The 18,002-nt window shown below is 59.9% G+C and carries 13 protein-coding genes; 1 reads left to right on the forward strand and 12 read right to left on the reverse strand.

The features are described 5' to 3' along the window. Positions 1-480 precede the first annotated feature (480 nt). Entirely contained in the window at positions 481-1,563 is a 1,083-nt protein-coding gene (locus JQ845_RS07220) for an AI-2E family transporter (RefSeq protein ID WP_003446960.1), read from the forward strand. On the opposite strand, the gene JQ845_RS07225 is transcribed toward JQ845_RS07220, so the two are convergent. From JQ845_RS07225 to nuoC, 12 genes are all read right to left on the reverse strand, one after another. Next, the gene (locus JQ845_RS07225; protein WP_203008813.1) at positions 1,560-3,677 is read right to left on the reverse strand and encodes a TonB-dependent receptor family protein; all 2,118 of its coding nucleotides are present in this window, start codon (positions 3,675-3,677) and stop codon (positions 1,560-1,562) included. The two genes, JQ845_RS07220 and JQ845_RS07225, sit on opposite strands and share 4 nt — an antisense overlap. A gap of 513 nt (positions 3,678-4,190) precedes the next feature. Further along, a complete protein-coding gene (nuoN, locus tag JQ845_RS07230) occupies positions 4,191-5,660 on the reverse strand; it encodes an NADH-quinone oxidoreductase subunit NuoN (protein ID WP_003446964.1) in 1,470 nt (489 codons plus the stop codon). A gap of 7 nt (positions 5,661-5,667) precedes the next feature. Beyond that, positions 5,668-7,200, reverse strand: coding sequence for an NADH-quinone oxidoreductase subunit M (nuoM, locus tag JQ845_RS07235; protein ID WP_003446966.1), 1,533 nt, complete (start codon positions 7,198-7,200; stop codon positions 5,668-5,670). Positions 7,201-7,238: 38 nt separating this feature from the next. Further along, positions 7,239-9,092 (reverse strand): NADH-quinone oxidoreductase subunit L, encoded by a 1,854-nt coding sequence (nuoL, locus tag JQ845_RS07240; RefSeq protein WP_003446968.1) that lies wholly within the window; start codon positions 9,090-9,092, stop codon positions 7,239-7,241. Next, a complete protein-coding gene (gene nuoK, locus JQ845_RS07245) occupies positions 9,089-9,397 on the reverse strand; it encodes an NADH-quinone oxidoreductase subunit NuoK (protein WP_003446970.1) in 309 nt (102 codons plus the stop codon). The genes nuoL and nuoK overlap by 4 nt, the downstream gene beginning before the upstream one ends. Position 9,398: 1 nt before the next feature. Then, a complete protein-coding gene (nuoJ, locus tag JQ845_RS07250; RefSeq protein WP_003446971.1) occupies positions 9,399-9,902 on the reverse strand; it encodes an NADH-quinone oxidoreductase subunit J in 504 nt (167 codons plus the stop codon). A 9-nt stretch (positions 9,903-9,911) separates the two neighbouring features. Continuing rightward, positions 9,912-10,460 carry an NADH-quinone oxidoreductase subunit NuoI gene (gene nuoI, locus JQ845_RS07255; protein WP_003446975.1) on the reverse strand — a complete coding sequence of 183 codons (549 nt, stop codon included), beginning with the start codon at positions 10,458-10,460 and terminating at the stop codon, positions 9,912-9,914. 12 nt (positions 10,461-10,472) lie between these two features. Continuing rightward, positions 10,473-11,480, reverse strand: a complete 1,008-nt coding sequence (gene nuoH / locus JQ845_RS07260) for an NADH-quinone oxidoreductase subunit NuoH (protein ID WP_003446978.1) — start codon at positions 11,478-11,480, stop codon at positions 10,473-10,475. Then, a complete protein-coding gene (gene nuoG, locus JQ845_RS07265) occupies positions 11,477-14,191 on the reverse strand; it encodes an NADH-quinone oxidoreductase subunit NuoG (protein WP_203008814.1) in 2,715 nt (904 codons plus the stop codon). The genes nuoH and nuoG overlap by 4 nt, the downstream gene beginning before the upstream one ends. A gap of 132 nt (positions 14,192-14,323) precedes the next feature. Then, positions 14,324-15,679 (reverse strand): NADH-quinone oxidoreductase subunit NuoF, encoded by a 1,356-nt coding sequence (nuoF, locus tag JQ845_RS07270; protein WP_003446981.1) that lies wholly within the window; start codon positions 15,677-15,679, stop codon positions 14,324-14,326. Continuing rightward, positions 15,676-16,173 carry an NADH-quinone oxidoreductase subunit NuoE gene (gene nuoE, locus JQ845_RS07275; protein ID WP_010656198.1) on the reverse strand — a complete coding sequence of 166 codons (498 nt, stop codon included), beginning with the start codon at positions 16,171-16,173 and terminating at the stop codon, positions 15,676-15,678. Before nuoE ends, nuoF begins: the two co-directional genes overlap by 4 nt. A gap of 2 nt (positions 16,174-16,175) precedes the next feature. Continuing rightward, the gene (nuoC, locus tag JQ845_RS07280; RefSeq protein WP_203008815.1) at positions 16,176-17,960 is read right to left on the reverse strand and encodes an NADH-quinone oxidoreductase subunit C/D; all 1,785 of its coding nucleotides are present in this window, start codon (positions 17,958-17,960) and stop codon (positions 16,176-16,178) included. Positions 17,961-18,002: the final 42 nt, after the last annotated feature.

The raw sequence follows: 18,002 nt of genomic DNA on the forward strand, positions 1-18,002 counted from the left end.
TGTTATCTGTTGTCGTACAACATCCATCGGATTATTTACAGCTTGGGTCAGATTTGTCAATGCAGGTTCAGCCAAACAATTAAAGTAAAAATGTGATCGGTGCAGCAGCCCGGGACCCTCGGCTCGGCAGGTGAGCCTGAAACCCGACCGGGCATGATACAGACCTGATTCCAATGCAGCCGAGAAATATGCGCCCATGCTGGCCAACCACTGTGAACGGCTAGCCCTGCAGGCTTTTTTTCATCAGTCTTATTCCCGGCCCCTGGCCTACCACCCGCTCGCTGGCCCCGACGCCCATGGCAAAGCCCTGGGTGTCGCCTTGCTGGATATGGCGCTTGAAACCTTGCAGGAGCGAGCAAGCTCACGCCTGCAGACATGGGACATGCCGTCTTTATCCCGTAATGTGCCTGCGCGCCTGTATATTTGCCGTCTAAACTGCGCCTACCCAATGCGCTTGCGGCCCACTGACACGGATGGCACATGAACGAAACCAGTCTTCAACGTAAAACCCTGCTCTTGCTGCTGGCTTTGGTCACCATCGCGTTCATCTGGATTCTGCTGCCGTTCTATGGCGCGATTTTCTGGGCCGTTGCCCTGGGCATTCTGTTCGCTCCATTGCAGCGCAAGATGGTGCTCAAGCTGAAAGGGCGCCGAAACCTCGCGACCTTCTCCACCCTGGGGGTGTGCACGCTGATCGCGATTTTGCCGGTGATCGTTACCACCGTGCTGCTCGTGCAAGAAGTAGCCATGCTTTACAAGGATGTCGAGAGCGGAAAGATCAATGTCGCCAGCTATGTCATGCAGATCAAGGACGTCCTGCCGCCGACGGTCCAGGACTGGCTGGACCGGTTCGGGGTCGGCAACATTGACGGCCTGAGTGAGAAAATTGCCAAAGGCGCTCTGGAGGGCAGTCAGTTCTTTGCGACCCAGGTGTTCAGTTTCGGGCAGAGTACCTTCGAGCTGGTGGTGAGTTTTTTCATCATGCTCTACCTGCTGTATTTCTTTATCCGTGACGGGCAGCAAATGGTGCGCTTGATCCGTAATACGGTGCCGATGGCCGAGCAGCACAAGCGTTTGTTGCAGCTCAAGTTGCGCCGTGTGGTCAGGGCCTCGGTCAAGGGCAACCTGGCAGTGGCCGTGACCCAGGGGGCCCTGGGCGGGTTGATTTTCTGGCTGCTGGGGATCCATAGCTCGCTGTTCTGGGCCGTGCTGATGATGTTCCTGTCGCTGCTGCCAGCGGTGGGCGCAGGCATTGTCTGGGCACCGGTGGCGGTGTACTTCCTGGCTTCGGGGATGATTTGGGAAGGGGTGGTGCTGGCGTTGTACGGGGTGTTTGTGATCGGGATGGTGGATAACGTGCTGCGTCCGATCATGGTGGGCAAAGACACCAAAATGCCGGACTTCCTGATTCTGATTTCGACCCTGGGCGGCATGGCGATCTTCGGCCTCAATGGCTTTGTGATCGGGCCATTGATTGCCGCCCTGTTCTTGTCCAGCTGGGGCCTGTTCAGTGGTACCCGGCGCAAAGTGCGACTGCCTGCCGATATCCCTCGCAACGATTAGCGAAAACTCCAGGAAACCCCGACGTAGGCGCCCCTGCCTTCGCCGGGAGTGGAGCGCGCGGCATCCAGCCCTTTGTCGTCATACCCCGGAGTCACAGTGGCGGCATAGCGTTCGCCGGTCAGGTTGCGCAGGTCGAGCCAGGTTTGCCAGTCCTGTTTGGGTGAGGCATAGCCCAGGGTCGCCCCCCAGAGCATGTAGGACGATGCGTAATATGAGTTGGCGTAATCCACCGCCATGCGTGAGGCAACCTGGGTGTTCAGCCCTGTATAGAACCCCTGCGGGTGGTCGTAGCGTATTTCAGCCTGATAGTAATGTTGCGGGATGCCCGGTAGCCGGTTGGCGCCAAACCGCGGGTCATCGCGAAAATGGAAGTCGCTGAAGGTGTAAGCCTGACGCAGCGAGACTTTACCCACCGCCTGGCGCTCCCACAGCAGGCTGTGGAGTCCGGCTTCGAAGCCCTGGTGCACCGTGGGGCTGGCGTTGGCTTCGCCGACAATGGCCACCTGTCCTGCGGTCGCGGCCCGGGTTTCGACACTCAGCAATTCATGGCGGATTGCCGAGTAGTACCAGGCCAGATCCCATTGTCCGATCAAGGAATCGCCCCGGGTACCCAGCTCAAGGGTGGTGGCTGTCTGGTTGTCCAGCGCTACCGGCGTACTTTGTTGACCGGTAGCCGGGCCGCTGCCAACCGGGAATCGGTAGGGCGAGCCCCAGATCATCGACCAGGGGTGAGGTGGTTCTACTGAGCGGCTGAGGTTGGCGTACACCTGCAGATCGGGGTTGAATTCGTAGCGCAGGCCGACCCGGGGCGCGTAATCCCAATCGTGCTGGCTGACCTTGCCGCCGCTGTCGGGGTAGCTGACGTCACTTTCGCGGCGGGTATAGATCAGTGCCATGCCGGTGGTCAGCCACAGGTCAGGGACCAGTTCCAGATCATTGCTGGCGTGCAGCACCGTGTCTGAGCCCTGGTAACTGAAATCGCGAATTTTTGTTCCGGGCGCGTAACCGGCGGTATTGCCAATCGGCAGGCGCACGTATTCCGAGGCGCCGCTGTTGGGCAGGTGTTTGGTGTTGCGCAAGCCCAGGGTGGTGTTGCTTTCGAGTCCGAACAAGGTGTCGCGGCGCTTGTAGTTGAGGGTGCCGCTGATATCGCTGTAGGCGACTTTCAGCCGGTTCGGACCTTCGTGCAGATCCATCGGGTAGTCGTGATAGACCAGTCCCACCTCCAGCTGCGAGTCGTCATCCAGGTACATCGTGGTTTTATTGCCCAGCCAGGTGCTGCCGGGCTGTGGGCGGGTGTAATCACCGTTCACATAAACCGGGTTGGCCGAGCGTGGATGATGCTTGATCTGGTCCTTGGTAACGCGGCCGGCCAGTTGGTTGTCGGTCTCGCGATAGCGCAGGTAAAAGCGGGTTTCGAGCTGCGGGCTGAAGCGATAACCGATGTTGGCCGCTATGCCTTTACTGCTGCCGCGGGTGTGATCCTGATAACCATCGGTGTCGGAGTCGGTCAGTGCCACGTAGTAATCGAGATCCCCCAGTACTTGTCCGGAACTGATCTGACGTTTCTGATAACCATAACTGCCGGTTTCATAGCGGACTTGCAGGGGGGCGGCGTCATGGCCGGTGCGGGTCACGTAATTGATCGAGCCGCCGAGGGCCAGTGCGCCGCTCTCAAAGCCGTTGGCGCCACGCAGCACTTCAGCCCGGCTCAGCCACAGGGGCTCGAACAGCTCGTATGGGGTGCCGCCGGGGCCGGTCAATGGCAGGCCGTCGAACATCACGTACAGACCCGAACCATGGGCCCCTGGGGCGCGATTGATGCCGGAGCCGCGAACGGAGACCTTGGCCCCGTCATTACCGGAAGATTGCGCGTAGATACCGGGTTGATAGGCCAGCACATCGGTGTTGCTGGCGGTGCGGCCATTTTCGACGCGGTTCAGGTCGATCAGGTTGCTGGCCCCGGGTACGTCATGCAGTCGGGCCTGGGCCAGTTCCAGTTCACTGCTTTCATCGCCGCGGACCTGAACCTCGCCCAACTCCAGTGACTCGGCGCAGACGGGTGTAGCGCAGACGAGCGCCAGGGGCAGCAATGAGTAAAGGGCGGATCGCATTAACAGGAATCTCGGTCAATGGGCGGGCGGCGCGCCAGCCTATACAAGCCGAGAATGACTCGCAACTTTCATGGGGCATCAATGGCGTGCGGGTTGAAAAGCTCGCGAGCAAGCTCGCTCCTACGGAGGGCAGGTGATTGCGGGTATCGGGAACAAGAGCTGTTGGTGGCGGTTTGAAAAGCTCGCTCCTACGGAGGGCGGGTGATTGCGGGTATCGGGAACAGGAGCTGTTGGCGGCGGTTTGAAAAGCTCGCGAGCAAGCTCGCTCCTACGGAGGGCGGGTGATTGCGGGTATCGGGAACAGGAGCTGTTGGTGGCGGTTTGCAAAGCTCGCGAGCAAGCTCGCTCCTACGGAGGGCGGGTGATTGCGGGTATCGGGAACAGGAGCTGTTGGCGGCGGTTTGAAAAGCTCGCGAGCAAGCTCGCTCCTACAGGGGAGGGTATTTGAGCGGGCAAAAAAATGCCCCGTAAAAGCCGGGCTTCTACGGGGCATGGGGTGCAACGTTTCAAGGCTTAGCCAACAAGGCTCAGCGTTGCGTGTTGCACCAGTTCAAGCATTGGCTGCGGGTATACACCCAGGATGAATACCAGTGCCGAAATAGCCAGCAGCATGACGCCACCCGCCTTTTGCTCCCAGTTCAGCGGAGCATCGTGACGATGCAGTTTTGGTTCGACCAGGTACAGGGTCACCATCACGCGCAGGTAGTAGAACACGCCGATGGCACTGCCCAGCACCAGGGACCCGACCAGCCACCATTGGTGGGCTTCAACGCCGGTAGCAACGATGTAGAACTTGCCGATAAAGCCGGCAGTCAGCGGGATACCCGCCAGCGACAGCATCATCACGGTCATGACCGCAGTCAGGTACGGACGACGCCAGAACAGGCCGCGGTACTCGTACAGCGCGTCAGCATCACGACCCTTGTACGGCGAGGACATCAGGGTAATCACACCGAATGCCCCCAGGCTGGTCAGCACGTAGGTGATCAGGTACACGCCGATGGCTTCCATCGCCATGCCTTTGCTCGCCACCAGGGCGATCAGCAGATAGCCGAAGTGGGCGATGGACGAGTAACCCAGCAGACGCTTGAGGTTGTTCTGGGTCAGGGCCAGCAGGTTACCGAACAGGATCGAAGCAATCGCGATCACGGTCAGTACATCGCTCATCACCCCGGTAGTTGCCGACGGGGTGATCTGGAACAAACGCACCATCACTGCAAACACGGCCACTTTGGAAGCAGTAGCGAGGAAAGCGGCGACCGGAGCCGGAGCACCTTCGTAGACGTCCGGAGTCCAGAGATGGAAAGGTACCAGCGACAGTTTGAACGCCAGGCCGACCAGCATCATGCCCAGACCCAGCTGGGCCAGCGGTGCAGGTACGCCGGAGGCTGCCAGGGCGTGACCGATACCGCTGAAGCTCAGGCTGCCGGCTTCGGCGTAGAGCAAGGCCATACCGAACAACAGGAACGCAGAGCCGGCCGCCGACAGCACCATGTATTTGATGCCGGCTTCCAGTGAACGCTTGTTGAAGAAGGCATACGCCACCAGGCCGTAAACCGGTACCGATAGCAGCTCCAGACCGATAAACAAGCCGGCCAGGTGCTGCGCGCTGACCAGAACAATGCCGCCGGTAGCTGCCAGCAGCATCAGCAGGTACAGCTCTTCGCGGTTGCCCGGATAGCCGGTGCCGCCTTCGCCCAGATAAGCATGGGCGAGGGTGACGCAGGCCAGGGTGGCGACCAGAATCAGCCCGATGTAGAGATAGGCAAAGTTGTCCATCATCAACAGCGGGGTGACAGCCAGCGGAGCCACTTTCAACGCAGGGAAGATCGACAGCAAGGCCAGGTTAAGACCGGCCACCGAAAGCAGGAAGGTCTGTGAATGGTTGCGCCGCCATGCGATTGCCAGCATCACCACTACAACGGTGAGACTGGTAATCAGCAGCGGCGCAAGCGCGATAAAGTGTTGGATCGTGAATTCCATAGCGCTCTTACCGGGCCGAAGCGAGTTGAGTGAAGGCGGTGCCGATCCACTGCTGCACGCCATGCATGGTCGCAGCCGAGGTATCGAGGAACGGTTGTGGGTATACGCCGATGAACACCAGCAATACCGCCAGACCGAGCACCATGATCAGTTCACGTGCATCCATGCCGGCCAGTACTGCATCCGACTTGGAAGGGCCGAAATAGGCGCGGTGAATCATGATCAGCGAGTAGACCGAACCAAACACCAGACCGGTTGTGGCAATGGCCGTGATCCATGGGAAGCTGGCGAACGAGCCAATCAGGATCAGGAATTCGCCGACGAAGTTACCGGTACCCGGCAGGCCCAGCGACGCCGCAGCGAAGAACAGGCTGATGGCCGGCAGGTAGGCGATCTTGGACCACAAGCCGCCCATTTCCCGCATGTCGCGAGTGTGCAGACGCTCGTACAGTTGACCGCTGAGGATAAACAGCGCGGCTGCCGAAACACCGTGGGCCAGCATCTGGATGACGGCACCTTGCAGTGCCAGCTGGCTGCCGGAGTAGATCCCGATCAGTACGAAGCCCATGTGCGAAACACTGGAGAACGCGATCAGACGCTTGATGTCGGTTTGTGCGAAGGCCAGGAACGCGCCGTAGAAAATCCCGATCAGACCCAGGGCCATGGCAATCGGCGCAAACTCGGCCGAAGCATTCGGGAACAGCGGCAGGGCGAATCGCAGCAGACCATAGGCAGCGGTCTTCAGCAGGATACCGGCCAGGTCCACAGAACCGGCAGTCGGTGCCTGGGCGTGAGCGTCAGGCAACCAGGAGTGGAACGGTACGACTGGCAGTTTCACGGCAAACGCAATGAAGAAGCCAAGCATCAGGATGTACTCGGTAGTGAGTGACATCTTGGTTTTCAGCAACTCGGCGTAGCTGAAGGTAATCACGCCGGTGTTGTTGAAGTTGACCAGCACCAGACCCAGGATCGCCACCAGCATGATCAGGCCGGAAGCCTGAGTGAAGATGAAGAACTTGGTGGCGGCGTAGATACGGGTTTTCTTGCCGTCCGAAGAACTGTGACCCCAGAGCGCGATGAGGAAGTACATCGGCACCAGCATCATTTCCCAGAAGAAGAAGAACATGAACAGGTCGATGGCGAGGAACACGCCAACCACACCGCCCAGGATCCACATCAGGTTCAGGTGGAAGAAGCCCACATGACGCTGAATCTCTTTCCAGGAGCACAGAACGGACAGCACGCCGAGCAAGCCGGTGAGCAGGATCATCAGCAGCGACAGGCCGTCCAGCGCCAGGTGCACGCTGATACCGAAGCGTGCGATCCAGATGTGCTGGAACTCCAGGGCCCAGGTCGGATCGGCGCCGGGCGCCGGTGCAAATGAATAGTTACCCTGGGACCACAGCCAAAGGCCGAGTGCAAGCTCAAGGGACATGGTCAGCAACGCAATCCAGCGTGGCAGGGTAGGGCCGAAGCGCTCACCCAGCCAGCACAGCAGGCCGCCGATAAAGGGGATCAGGATTAGCCAAGGCAGAATCATGACGGGCTCAATTCCTTTCGCAATGTCGAAGGTTCATATCAGACCGCTACCAAAACGATGGCGCCCATGACCAGTACAGCACCGGCGGCCATAGAAGCAGCGTACCAACGCAGTTGTCCGGTTTCGCTACGGCTCAGGGCGTTATGCCCGGCTTTGGCCATCTTCGGGATCAAACCAATGGTCTGGTCCAGAGGATCTTTGCGCAGCAAGCGGCAGATCAACAGGTAAGGTTTGACGAACAGTTTGTCGTACAGCCAGTCGAAGCCCCACGCGGCGAACCACCAGGCCGTGAGGAAGCGGCCAATGGCGCTGTTGGCAACGTAGGTGACGAAGCGGCGCTTGCCCAGGTACAGCAAGCCGGCCAGCAGGATACCGGCCAGGGCGATGGCGCCCGAAGCGATTTCCAGGCTGTGCTTGGCTTCGCCGCCGGCATGGCCGACGCTTTGTGGCAGAACACCGGCCAGTGGCGGAGTGATCATGGCGCCGATGAAGGTCGACAGTACGATCAGTACCCCCAGCGGCAGCCAGTAGGAAACGCCATGCCCCGGGTGGGCTTCAGTCTTGGCTTCACCGTGGAACGTGATGAAGATCAGGCGGAAGGTGTACAGCGAGGTCATGAACGCGCCGACCAGGCCGGCATACAGCAGTTCGTTGTTGCCGCTGGCGAAGGCCTCCCAAAGAATTTCGTCCTTGGAGTAGAAGCCGGCCGTCAGCAGTGGCAAGGCAGAGAGTGCCGCGCCGCCGACGATGAAGCTGGCGTAGGCCAGTGGCAGTTTTTTCCACAGGCCGCCCATCTTGAAGATGTTCTGCTCGTGGTGGCAGGCAACGATCACCGCACCGGAAGCAAGGAACAGCAGGGCCTTGAAGAAGGCGTGGGTCATCAGGTGGAAGATCGCACCGTCCCATGCACCAACGCCCAGCGCCAGGAACATGTAGCCGATCTGGCTCATGGTCGAGTAGGCGAGGATACGTTTGATGTCGGTTTGTACCAGTGCGGCGAAACCGGCCAGTACCAGGGTCACGCCGCCGACGATACCCACCAGGTGCAGGATGTCTGGAGCGAGGGTGAACAGACCGTGGGTACGGGCAATCAGGTAAACGCCCGCGGTTACCATGGTTGCGGCGTGGATCAGTGCCGAAACCGGGGTAGGACCGGCCATCGCATCTGCCAGCCAGGTTTGCAGTGGCAGTTGTGCCGATTTGCCGACCGCGCCGCCCAGCAGCATCAGGGTCGCCAATACGATCCAGAAGTCACCGGCCTGGAACTTCAGCGGCGCTTGAACCAGCAGCTCCTGAATGTTCAGCGTGCCCAGTTGCTGGAACAGGATGAACAGGCCGATGGCCATGAACACGTCGCCGATACGGGTCACGATAAAGGCTTTGAGTGCGGCATTACCGTTGTTGCGGTTGCTGTAGTAGAAACCGATCAACAGGTACGAGCACAGGCCCACACCTTCCCAGCCGAAGTACAGGAACAACAGGTTATCGCCCAGGATCAGGAACAGCATGCTGGCGATAAACAGGTTGGTGTACGCGAAGAAGCGCGAGTAGCCCTCTTCACCGCGCATGTACCAGGAGGCGAACAGGTGGATCAGGAAGCCGACGCCGACCACCACGCCGAGCATGGTCACCGACAGGCCGTCCAGGTAGAGGGCGAAGTTGGGCTTGAAGCCTTCCACCGACATCCACTGCCACAGCACTTGTGTGTAGTGACCGCCTTCAGGCGGTGCAACGTTGAATTGCCAGATCACATAGGCAGCCACGATGGCCGAGAGGCCAATGGAGCCGACGCCGATCAGGGCCGAGAGGTTTTCGCTGAAGCGTCCACGGGAGAACGACAGCAGCAAAAAGCCGATCAGGGGGAATACGAAAGTCAGAAAGAGAAGGTTCATCCGCGCATCTCACTGGCAGCATCGATATCAAGCGTGTGGAAACGGCGATACAGCTGCAGCAGGATCGCCAGGCCAATGCTGGCCTCGGCTGCTGCAAGGGTGATCACCAGGATGAACATCACTTGTCCATCCGGCTGCGCCCAGCGTGCACCGGCAACGATGAACGCCAGTGCAGCGGCGTTCATCATGATTTCCAGACTCATCAATACGAAGAGAATGTTGCGACGTACCATCAGGCCGACCAGACCGAGGCAGAACAGGACACCGGCAACGGCCAGACCATGTTCGAGAGGTATTCCTGGCATGTTATTGCTCCTTCGCCTCGTTACGGCCCAAGTGGAACGCCGTCACTGCTGCTGCAAGCAACAGAAACGAGGCGAGTTCGACTACCAGCAGATACGGGCCGAACAGGCTGATGCCCACGGCTTTTGCATCGATGGTGGTTTGACCGATTGCAGCACCGCTCTGATGGGCGAACAGCACGTACAGCAGTTCGGCCAGCAGCAGGGCGGACAAAATGGTCGGTCCGATCCAGATATTGGGCTTGAGCCAGATGCGTTCCTGCTGAACCGAGGCCGGGCCCTGGTTGAGCATCATCACCACAAACACGAACAGCACCATGATGGCGCCGGCGTAGGCGATCACTTCCAGCACACCGGCAAACGGTGCGCCAAGGCTGAAGAACGTCATCGCCACGGCAATCAGCGAAATAATCAGGTAGAGCAGGGCATGCACGGGGTTGGTGTTGGTGATCACACGTAACGTGGACACTACAGCGATACCCGATGCGAAATAGAAAGCGAATTCCATCGTTCTTCCTTAAGGCAGCAAGCTCTTCACGTTGATCGGCTCGGCTTCGTTCTGGGCAGCGCCTTTCGGCTTGCCCTCAACGGCCATACCCGCAACACGATAGAAGTTGTAATCAGGGTTCTTGCCGGGGCCGGAGATCAGCAGATCTTCTTTCTCGTACACCAGGTCCTGACGTTTGAACTCGGCCATCTCGAAATCCGGAGTCAGCTGGATTGCGGTGGTCGGGCAGGCTTCCTCACACAGGCCGCAAAAAATGCAGCGTGAGAAGTTGATGCGGAAAAACTCCGGGTACCAACGGCCATCTTCGGTTTCGGCTTTTTGCAGCGAAATGCAGCCCACCGGGCACGCTACGGCGCACAGGTTGCAGGCTACACAGCGCTCTTCGCCGTCCGGGTCGCGGGTCAGGACGATCCGCCCGCGATAACGCGGTGGCAGATAGACCGCTTCTTCCGGGTATTGCAGCGTGTCACGCTTGCGGAAGGCATGGCCAAACACCATCACCAGGCTGCGAAGCTGGGTGTAGGTGCCATGCACGATGTCAAACAGATACTTGAACATGGGTCTCTATCCTCACTGAACCGCGCCGGCGGGCGTGTTCAACAACACGACTGCGGCGGTTACCAGCAAATTGATCAGGGTCAGCGGCAGGCAGAACTTCCAGCTGAAATCCATCACCTGGTCATACCGTGGGCGCGGAATGGAAGCGCGCAGCAGGATGAAGATCATGATGAAAAACGCGGTCTTCAGGGCGAACCAGATAAACGGAATCTGCGGCAGGATGCCGAAAGGCCCGTGCCAGCCACCGAAGAACAAAGTCACCAGCAACGCCGAGATCAACACGATCCCGATGTACTCACCAACGAAGAACATGCCCCATTTCATGCCGGCATATTCAATGTGGTAACCATCGGCCAGTTCCTGCTCGGCTTCGGGCTGGTCGAAGGGGTGACGGTGAGTCACGGCGACGCCAGCGATGAAGAAGGTCAGGAAGCCGAAGATCTGCGGAATGATGAACCACATGTTCTGCGCTTGATATTCAACGATGTCGCGCATGTTGAACGAGCCAACCTGGACCACGATGCCCATCAGCGCCAGGCCCATGAACACTTCGTAGGACACGGTCTGGGCCGAGGCGCGCAAGGCGCCCAGCAAGGCGAACTTGTTGTTGCTGGACCAGCCGGCGAACAACACCGCGTACACCGACAGACCGGCCATGGCGAAGAAGAACAGGATGCCGATGTTCAGGTCCGCCACGCCCCAGGTCGGGGTGATCGGGATGATCGCAAAGGCGACCAGCAAGGCGCTCATGGCTACCACCGGTGCCAGGGTGAAAATCACCTTGTCGGCAAACGGCGGGGTCCAGTCTTCCTTGAAGAACATCTTGATCATGTCGGCGGCAATCTGAAACGCGCCGAACGGGCCAACCCGGTTCGGACCGTAACGGTCCTGCCAGAGGGCGAGCAAACGACGCTCGACCCAGCTCAACAGCGCGCCGCAGACCACCACGGCAAGCAGGATGACCACTGCTTTGAGTACCGAGATAATTACGTCGATCACTTCAGGCGTAAACCAGGTCATTGGGCTGCCTCCTGCAAACCGTCAACGGTAAGACCAAAGATCGCAGGCGGGATGCCGGCAAGACCTGCAGGCAATGCCACCAGACCTGAACCCAGCTCTTCATTGATCCGCAGCGGCAGACGCAGGGTCACACCGGCAACGTTCAGGCTGAGCAGAGCGCCGTCATTGACACCCAGACGATCGGCTTCGGCCTTGGCCAGCGCGATGTAAGCCGCCGGAATGCGTTCTTGAACCGGCGCGGCCTTGGAAGAGTTCTCTTCGCTGCCCAGCAGGTGGAAGAACGGCACTACTTGCCAGGTGCCGCGTGCCGGGTTGAATGCGCCCGGAATGCCGGCGAACCAGTTCAGCGAATCACCCTTGCTTTCGATCAGGCGGGTGCCCGGGTCGCCAGCACGGATATGACCACCCACTTCGTCCTGGAACTTGTTCCACGCTTGTGGCGAGTTCCAGCCCGGCGACCAGGCGAACGGCACCTGTTGGCGCGGTTCGACGGAGCCCGAGTAACCTTCCATCGAGAAGGCAAACGCGGTGTCCGGGTCTTGTGGGGTGCGAGGCTCATGCACGCTGATATTGGCGCGCATGGCGGTACGGCCGCTGTAACGCAGCGGTTCGCGGGCCAGTTTCATACCTTTGATACGGAACGCAGCAGAAGGTGCGGCATCAACGATGCGCGCCAACTCTGGAGTGCTCGCAGCAGTGGCCTGAGTCACGTGGTCCAGCAGGGTCCAGTCAACCGGCTTGTTCAGCAGGGTGCTGCGCAGGGCGTGCAACCAGCGCCAGCCTTCGTGAACCAGAATGCTGGCGTCCAGGTAAGTCGGGTCGAACACCTGGAAGAAGCGCTGGGCACGGCCTTCCTGGCTGACCAGCGTACCGTCGCCTTCAGCGAAGCTGGCGGCTGGCAGAACCAGGTCGGCACGGTCGGTGGTCGCGGTCTTTTGATGATCGGCAACGATCAGCACTTTGGCCGCATCCAGCGCAGCATTGACCTTGACTGCATCAACCCGGGTGAACAGGTCGTTTTCCAGCACTACGATGGCGTCGGCTTTACCGTCAGTCACTGCTTGCAGGGCCGCGTCCAGCGATTCGCCACCGAGCATGGCCAGGCCAAGGCTGTTGGCTTCCGGAACGATCAGGCTGATGGAACCGGCCTTTTCCCGCAGGTGCAAGGCTTTGGCGATGTTGCCTGCGGCTTCGATCAGGGCTTTGCAGCCCAGGGAAGTACCGGCAATGATCAGTGGGCGTTTGGCTGCCAGCAGGGCGTTGGCGATGCGTTGTGCCAGCTCCAGGGCTTCTGCATCCAGACCGGTGACGGCAGGCGCGCTGGCGTCGATGGCATGGGCCACGGCGAAACCGATACGGGCCAGGTCATCCGGTGCTGCGTGTACGCATTCTTCGGCAACGTCGTCGAGCTTGGTTTCAGCCAGGCTGGCGATGAACAACGGGTACAGGGCGTGTTGGCCGATGTTTTTGACTGCAGCATCGAGCCATGGCTGTACGCGCATGCCGTCGGCCATTTCTTCGGCCTTGCCCTTGACCGATTGACGCAGCGACAGCGCCATACGGGCGGCGGTCTGGGTCAGGTCTTCGCCAAGGACGAAAATGGCGTCGTGATCTTCGATCTCGCGCATGTTCGGCACTGGCAACGGGCTGTCTTTCAGAACTTGCAGCACCAGACGGATGCGCTCCAGCTCACCGGCTTCGATGCCCGAGTAGAAGTGCTCGGCGCCGACCAGTTCGCGCAACGCGTAGTTGCTTTCGAGGCTGGCACGTGGCGAACCGATACCGACGATGTTGCGACCGCGCAGCAGGTCGGCAGCCTTGTCCAGTGCCGCGTCGAGGCTCAGTTTGCTGCCATCGGCCAGCAATGGCTGGCGCGGGCGGTCTGTGCGGTTGACGTAGCCATAGCCGAAACGGCCACGGTCACACAGGAAGTACTGGTTGACCGAACCGTTGAAGCGGTTTTCGATGCGGCGCAATTCGCCATAACGCTCACCCGGGCTGATGTTGCAGCCGCTGGAGCAACCGTGGCAGATGCTGGGTGAAAACTGCATGTCCCACTTGCGGTTGTAGCGCTCGGAGTGGGTTTTGTCAGTGAACACGCCGGTCGGGCAGACTTCGGTGAGGTTGCCCGAGAATTCGCTTTCGAGCACGCCGTCTTCAACGCGACCGAAGTACACGTTGTCGTGGGCGCCGAATACGCCGAGGTCGGTGCCGCCGGCGTAGTCTTTATAGAAGCGCACGCAGCGATAGCAGGCGATGCAGCGGTTCATTTCGTGGGAAATGAACGGGCCCAGTTGCTGGTTCTGGTGAGTACGCTTGGTGAAGCGATAACGGCGCTCGTTGTGGCCGGTCATCACGGTCATGTCTTGCAGATGACAGTGACCGCCTTCTTCGCACACAGGGCAGTCGTGCGGGTGGTTGGTCATCAGCCATTCAACAACGCTGGCGCGAAACACTTTCGCCTCTTCGTCGTCGATGGAGATCCAGCTACCGTCGGTGGCCGGGGTCATGCATGACATGACGATACGACCACGCTTGTCGTTCTCGTCGGTGTACTGCTTGACGGCGCATTGGCGGCAAGCGCCAACACTGCCCAGGGCAGGGTGCCAGCAGAAATACGGGATATCGAGGCCTAGCGACAGACACGCCTGTAACAGGTTGTCTGCCCCATCGACTTCGAGATCTTTGCCGTCTACGTGGATAGTGGCCATGGTTCAAAGGTCTTCGTTGGCCCGGTGTCAGCGGGCGTGGCTAATGGAATCTTGTTATGCGTTCGAAGCAACTCAGCCTTACGGCGTTATCGAACGATCAGAGAGCGGCACGGACCGCTCTCCTTCAGAGCGTTACGCGCCGATAACAATCGGGCGTGCCAGAGGCGGAACTCCGGGTTTTGCTTGCGCAATACCGGCTTCGAACTCTGGACGGAAGTACTTGATCGCGCTGCCCAATGGCTCCACGGCACCCGGTGCGTGAGCACAGAACGTCTTGCCAGGGCCGAGGAAACCGACCAGACCCAGCAGGGTCTCGATATCGCCGGGCTGACCCTCACCGTTCTCGATGGCCATCAGCAGCTTGACGCTCCATGGCAGGCCATCACGGCACGGGGTGCAGAAACCGCAGGATTCGCGAGAGAAGAACTGTTCCATGTTGCGCAGCAGGGACACCATGTTGACGCTGTCGTCGACGGCCATGGCCAGACCGGTACCCATACGGGTGCCGACCTTGGCGATGCCACCGGCGTACATTTGTGCGTCCAGGTGCTCCGGCAGCAGGAAGCCGGTACCGGCACCGCCCGGCTGCCAGCACTTGAGCTTGAAGCCGTCGCGCATGCCGCCGGCATAGTCTTCGAACAGCTCGCGGGCGGTCACGCCAAACGGCAGTTCCCACAGGCCGGGGTTCTTGACCTTGCCGGAGAAGCCCATGAGCTTGGTGCCCATGTCTTCGCTGCCTTCGCGGGCAATGGATTTGTACCAGTCAACGCCGTTGCCGATGATGGCTGGCACGTTGCACAGGGTTTCAACGTTGTTCACGCAAGTCGGCTTGCCCCATACGCCCACGGCTGCCGGGAACGGCGGCTTGGAGCGCGGGTTGGCGCGACGGCCTTCGAGGGAGTTGATCAGTGCGGTTTCTTCACCGCAGATGTAACGCCCGGCGCCGGTGTGAACGAACAGTTCGAAGTCAAACCCCGAGCCCAGGATGTTCTTGCCCAGCAGGCCCGCAGCCTTGGCTTCTTCGACCGCACGGTTGAGGTGCTTGGCGGCGGTGGTGTATTCGCCACGCAGGAAGATATAGCCACGGTAGGTTTTCAGTGCGCGGGCACTGATCAGCATGCCTTCGATCAGCAGATGGGGCAGTTGCTCCATCAGCATGCGGTCTTTCCAGGTGTTGGGTTCCATCTCATCGGCGTTACACAGCAGGTAACGGATGTTCATGGATTCGTCTTTGGGCATCAGCCCCCACTTCACCCCGGTAGGGAAGCCGGCGCCGCCTCGACCCTTGAGGCCGGCGTCTTTCACGGTCTGGACGATGTCGTCCGTGGCCATGTCGGCGAATGCCTTGCGGGCTGCAGCGTAACCGTCCTTGGCCTGGTACTCGTCAAGCCATACCGGCTCGCCGTCGTCACGCAGACGCCAGGTCAGAGGATGGGTTTCCGGCGACCGCGCGATACGGTTGGCAGGGCCGAAAGAAGTCAGGGTCATGGGTAGCCCTCCAACAACGTGGCGACGCCAGCAGGCTGTACGTCACCGAATGTGTCGTCGTCGATCATCAACGCCGGCGCCTTGTCGCAGTTCCCCAGGCAGCACACTGGCAGCAGCGTGAAGCGGCCGTCTGCAGTGGTCTGGCCCAGGCCGATGCCCAGCTTGCTCTGGATTTCGCTGACTACGGATTCGTGGCCACCGATGTAGCAGACCATGCTGTCGCATACGCGAATGATGTGACGGCCCACTGGCTGACGGAAGATCTGGCTGTAGAACGTGGCCACGCCTTCAACGTCGCTGGCGGGGATGCCGAGCATTTCACCGATGGCGTAAAGCGCGCCATCGGGCACCCAGCCGCGTTCCTTCTGAACGATCTTCAGGGCTTCGATCGACGCAGCGCGCGGATCTTCGTAGTGATGCAGCTCGTGCTCGATGGCCGAGCGCTCGGTTTCGCTCAGGGCGAAACGGTCTGTCTGGATAAGCGTGCTGTTCATGCTTAGCGGTCCACGTCGGCCATAACGAAATCGATACTACCCAGGTACGCAATCAAGTCCGCGACCATTTCGCCTTTGATCACCGAAGGGATCTGCTGCAGGTGCGGGAAGCTTGGGGTGCGAATCCGGGTGCGGTAGCTCATGGTGCCGCCATCGCTCGTCAGGTAATAACTGTTGATGCCCTTGGTCGCTTCGATCATCTGGAAGGATTCGTTGGCCGGCATTACCGGGCCCCACGAAACTTGCAGGAAGTGCGTGATCAAGGTCTCGATGTGCTGCAGCGTGCGCTCTTTAGGCGGCGGCGTGGTCAGCGGGTGATCCGCCTTGTACGGCCCGGCCGGCATGTTGCGCATGCACTGCTCGATGATTTTCAGGCTCTGGCGCATTTCTTCGACGCGCACGATGCAGCGGTCGTAGGCATCGCCGTTGGCCGCCAGCGGGACTTCAAACTCGAAGTTCTCGTAGCCGGAATACGGACGCGCCTTGCGCAGGTCGAAATCGCAACCTGTCGAACGCAGGCCGGCACCGGTGACGCCCCATTCCAGGGCCTCTTTGGTGTTGTAGGCGGCGACGCCGATCGTACGGCCACGCAGGATGCTGTTGTCCAGAGCGGCTTTCTGGTACTCGTCCAGACGCTTGGGCATCCAGTCGATGAATTCCTTGACCAGGCGTTCCCAGCCGTTCGGCAGGTCGTGGGCAACACCGCCGATGCGGTACCAGGCCGGGTGCAGACGGAAGCCGGTGATGGCTTCGATCACCTTGTATGCGCGCTGACGGTCGGTAAACGTGAAGAACACCGGGGTCATTGCGCCTACGTCCTGGATGTATGTCCCCAGGAACAGCAGGTGGCTGGTGATACGGAAGAACTCGGCCATCATGATGCGGATGGTGTCTACCCGATCCGGTACCTTGATGCCCGCCAGCTTCTCGACCGACAGCACGTACGGCAGGTTGTTCATCACGCCGCCGAGGTAGTCGATACGGTCGGTGTACGGGATGAAGCTGTGCCAGGACTGGCGCTCGGCCATTTTTTCGGCACCACGGTGGTGGTAGCCGACGTCTGGCACGCAGTCGACGATCTCTTCACCGTCCAGCTGCAGAATGATGCGGAAGGCACCGTGAGCAGAAGGGTGGTTGGGGCCGAGGTTGAGGAACATGTAGTCCTCGTTTTCCCCGGAACGCTTCATGCCCCAGTCTTCGGGTTTGAAACGGGCGGCTTCTTCTTCCAGCTGAACCTTGGCCAGGGTCAGGCTGTACGGATCGAACTCAGTGGCCCGGGCCGGGAAGTCCTTGCGCAGCGGGTGACCTTCCCAGGTCGGCGGCATCATGATGCGCGACAGGTGCGGGTGGCCTTTGAAGTCGATACCGAACATGTCCCAGACTTCACGCTCGTACCAGTTGGCGTTCGGCCAGATACCGGTGATGGTCGGCACGCTCAGGTCACTTTCGGACAGCGCCACCTTGATCATGACGTCGCTGTTACGTTCAAGCGACATCAGGTGATAGAAGACGGTGAAGTCGGCACCCGATGGCAGGTCCTGACGCTTGGTGCGCAGACGTTCGTCCACACCGTGCAAGTCGTAGAGCATGACGTAAGGTTTTGGCAGGTTGCGCAGGAAGGTCAGTACTTCAACCAGTTTTGCGCGGGTAACCCAAAGCACCGGCATGCCGGTGCGCGTGGCCTGGGCAGTGAATGCCTCAGGGCCAAAACGGGTGTTCAGTTCGACAACCACATCTTGGTCGTCAGCCTTATAAGGCGGGATGTACAGAGCGGAGCCTGTAGTCATGGTTTTTTTATCGCTTTCGGTCAACGTAAAGAATGAAGCCAG

This window comes from Pseudomonas paraversuta (genome assembly GCF_904063065.1).
GTDB lineage: Bacteria > Pseudomonadota > Gammaproteobacteria > Pseudomonadales > Pseudomonadaceae > Aquipseudomonas > Aquipseudomonas paraversuta.

Bases quoted from the DNA above. Each gene is read 5' to 3' on its own strand.
- nuoL (WP_003446968.1), bottom strand. From the start codon at position 9,092: ATGAACCTTCTCTTTCTGACTTTCGTATTCCCCCTGATCGGCTTTTTG.
- nuoE (WP_010656198.1), bottom strand. From the start codon at position 16,173: ATGAACAGCACGCTTATCCAGACAGACCGTTTCGCCCTGAGCGAAACC.
- nuoK (WP_003446970.1), bottom strand. From the start codon at position 9,397: ATGCCAGGAATACCTCTCGAACATGGTCTGGCCGTTGCCGGTGTCCTG.
- nuoF (WP_003446981.1), bottom strand. From the start codon at position 15,679: ATGACCCTGACTTCTTTCGGCCCTGCCAACCGTATCGCGCGGTCGCCG.
- nuoM (WP_003446966.1), bottom strand. From the start codon at position 7,200: ATGATTCTGCCTTGGCTAATCCTGATCCCCTTTATCGGCGGCCTGCTG.
- JQ845_RS07225 (WP_203008813.1), bottom strand. From the start codon at position 3,677: ATGCGATCCGCCCTTTACTCATTGCTGCCCCTGGCGCTCGTCTGCGCT.
- nuoI (WP_003446975.1), bottom strand. From the start codon at position 10,460: ATGTTCAAGTATCTGTTTGACATCGTGCATGGCACCTACACCCAGCTT.
- nuoH (WP_003446978.1), bottom strand. From the start codon at position 11,480: ATGACCTGGTTTACGCCTGAAGTGATCGACGTAATTATCTCGGTACTC.
- JQ845_RS07220 (WP_003446960.1), top strand. From the start codon at position 481: ATGAACGAAACCAGTCTTCAACGTAAAACCCTGCTCTTGCTGCTGGCT.
- nuoC (WP_203008815.1), bottom strand. From the start codon at position 17,960: ATGACTACAGGCTCCGCTCTGTACATCCCGCCTTATAAGGCTGACGAC.
- nuoG (WP_203008814.1), bottom strand. From the start codon at position 14,191: ATGGCCACTATCCACGTAGACGGCAAAGATCTCGAAGTCGATGGGGCA.
- nuoJ (WP_003446971.1), bottom strand. From the start codon at position 9,902: ATGGAATTCGCTTTCTATTTCGCATCGGGTATCGCTGTAGTGTCCACG.
- nuoN (WP_003446964.1), bottom strand. From the start codon at position 5,660: ATGGAATTCACGATCCAACACTTTATCGCGCTTGCGCCGCTGCTGATT.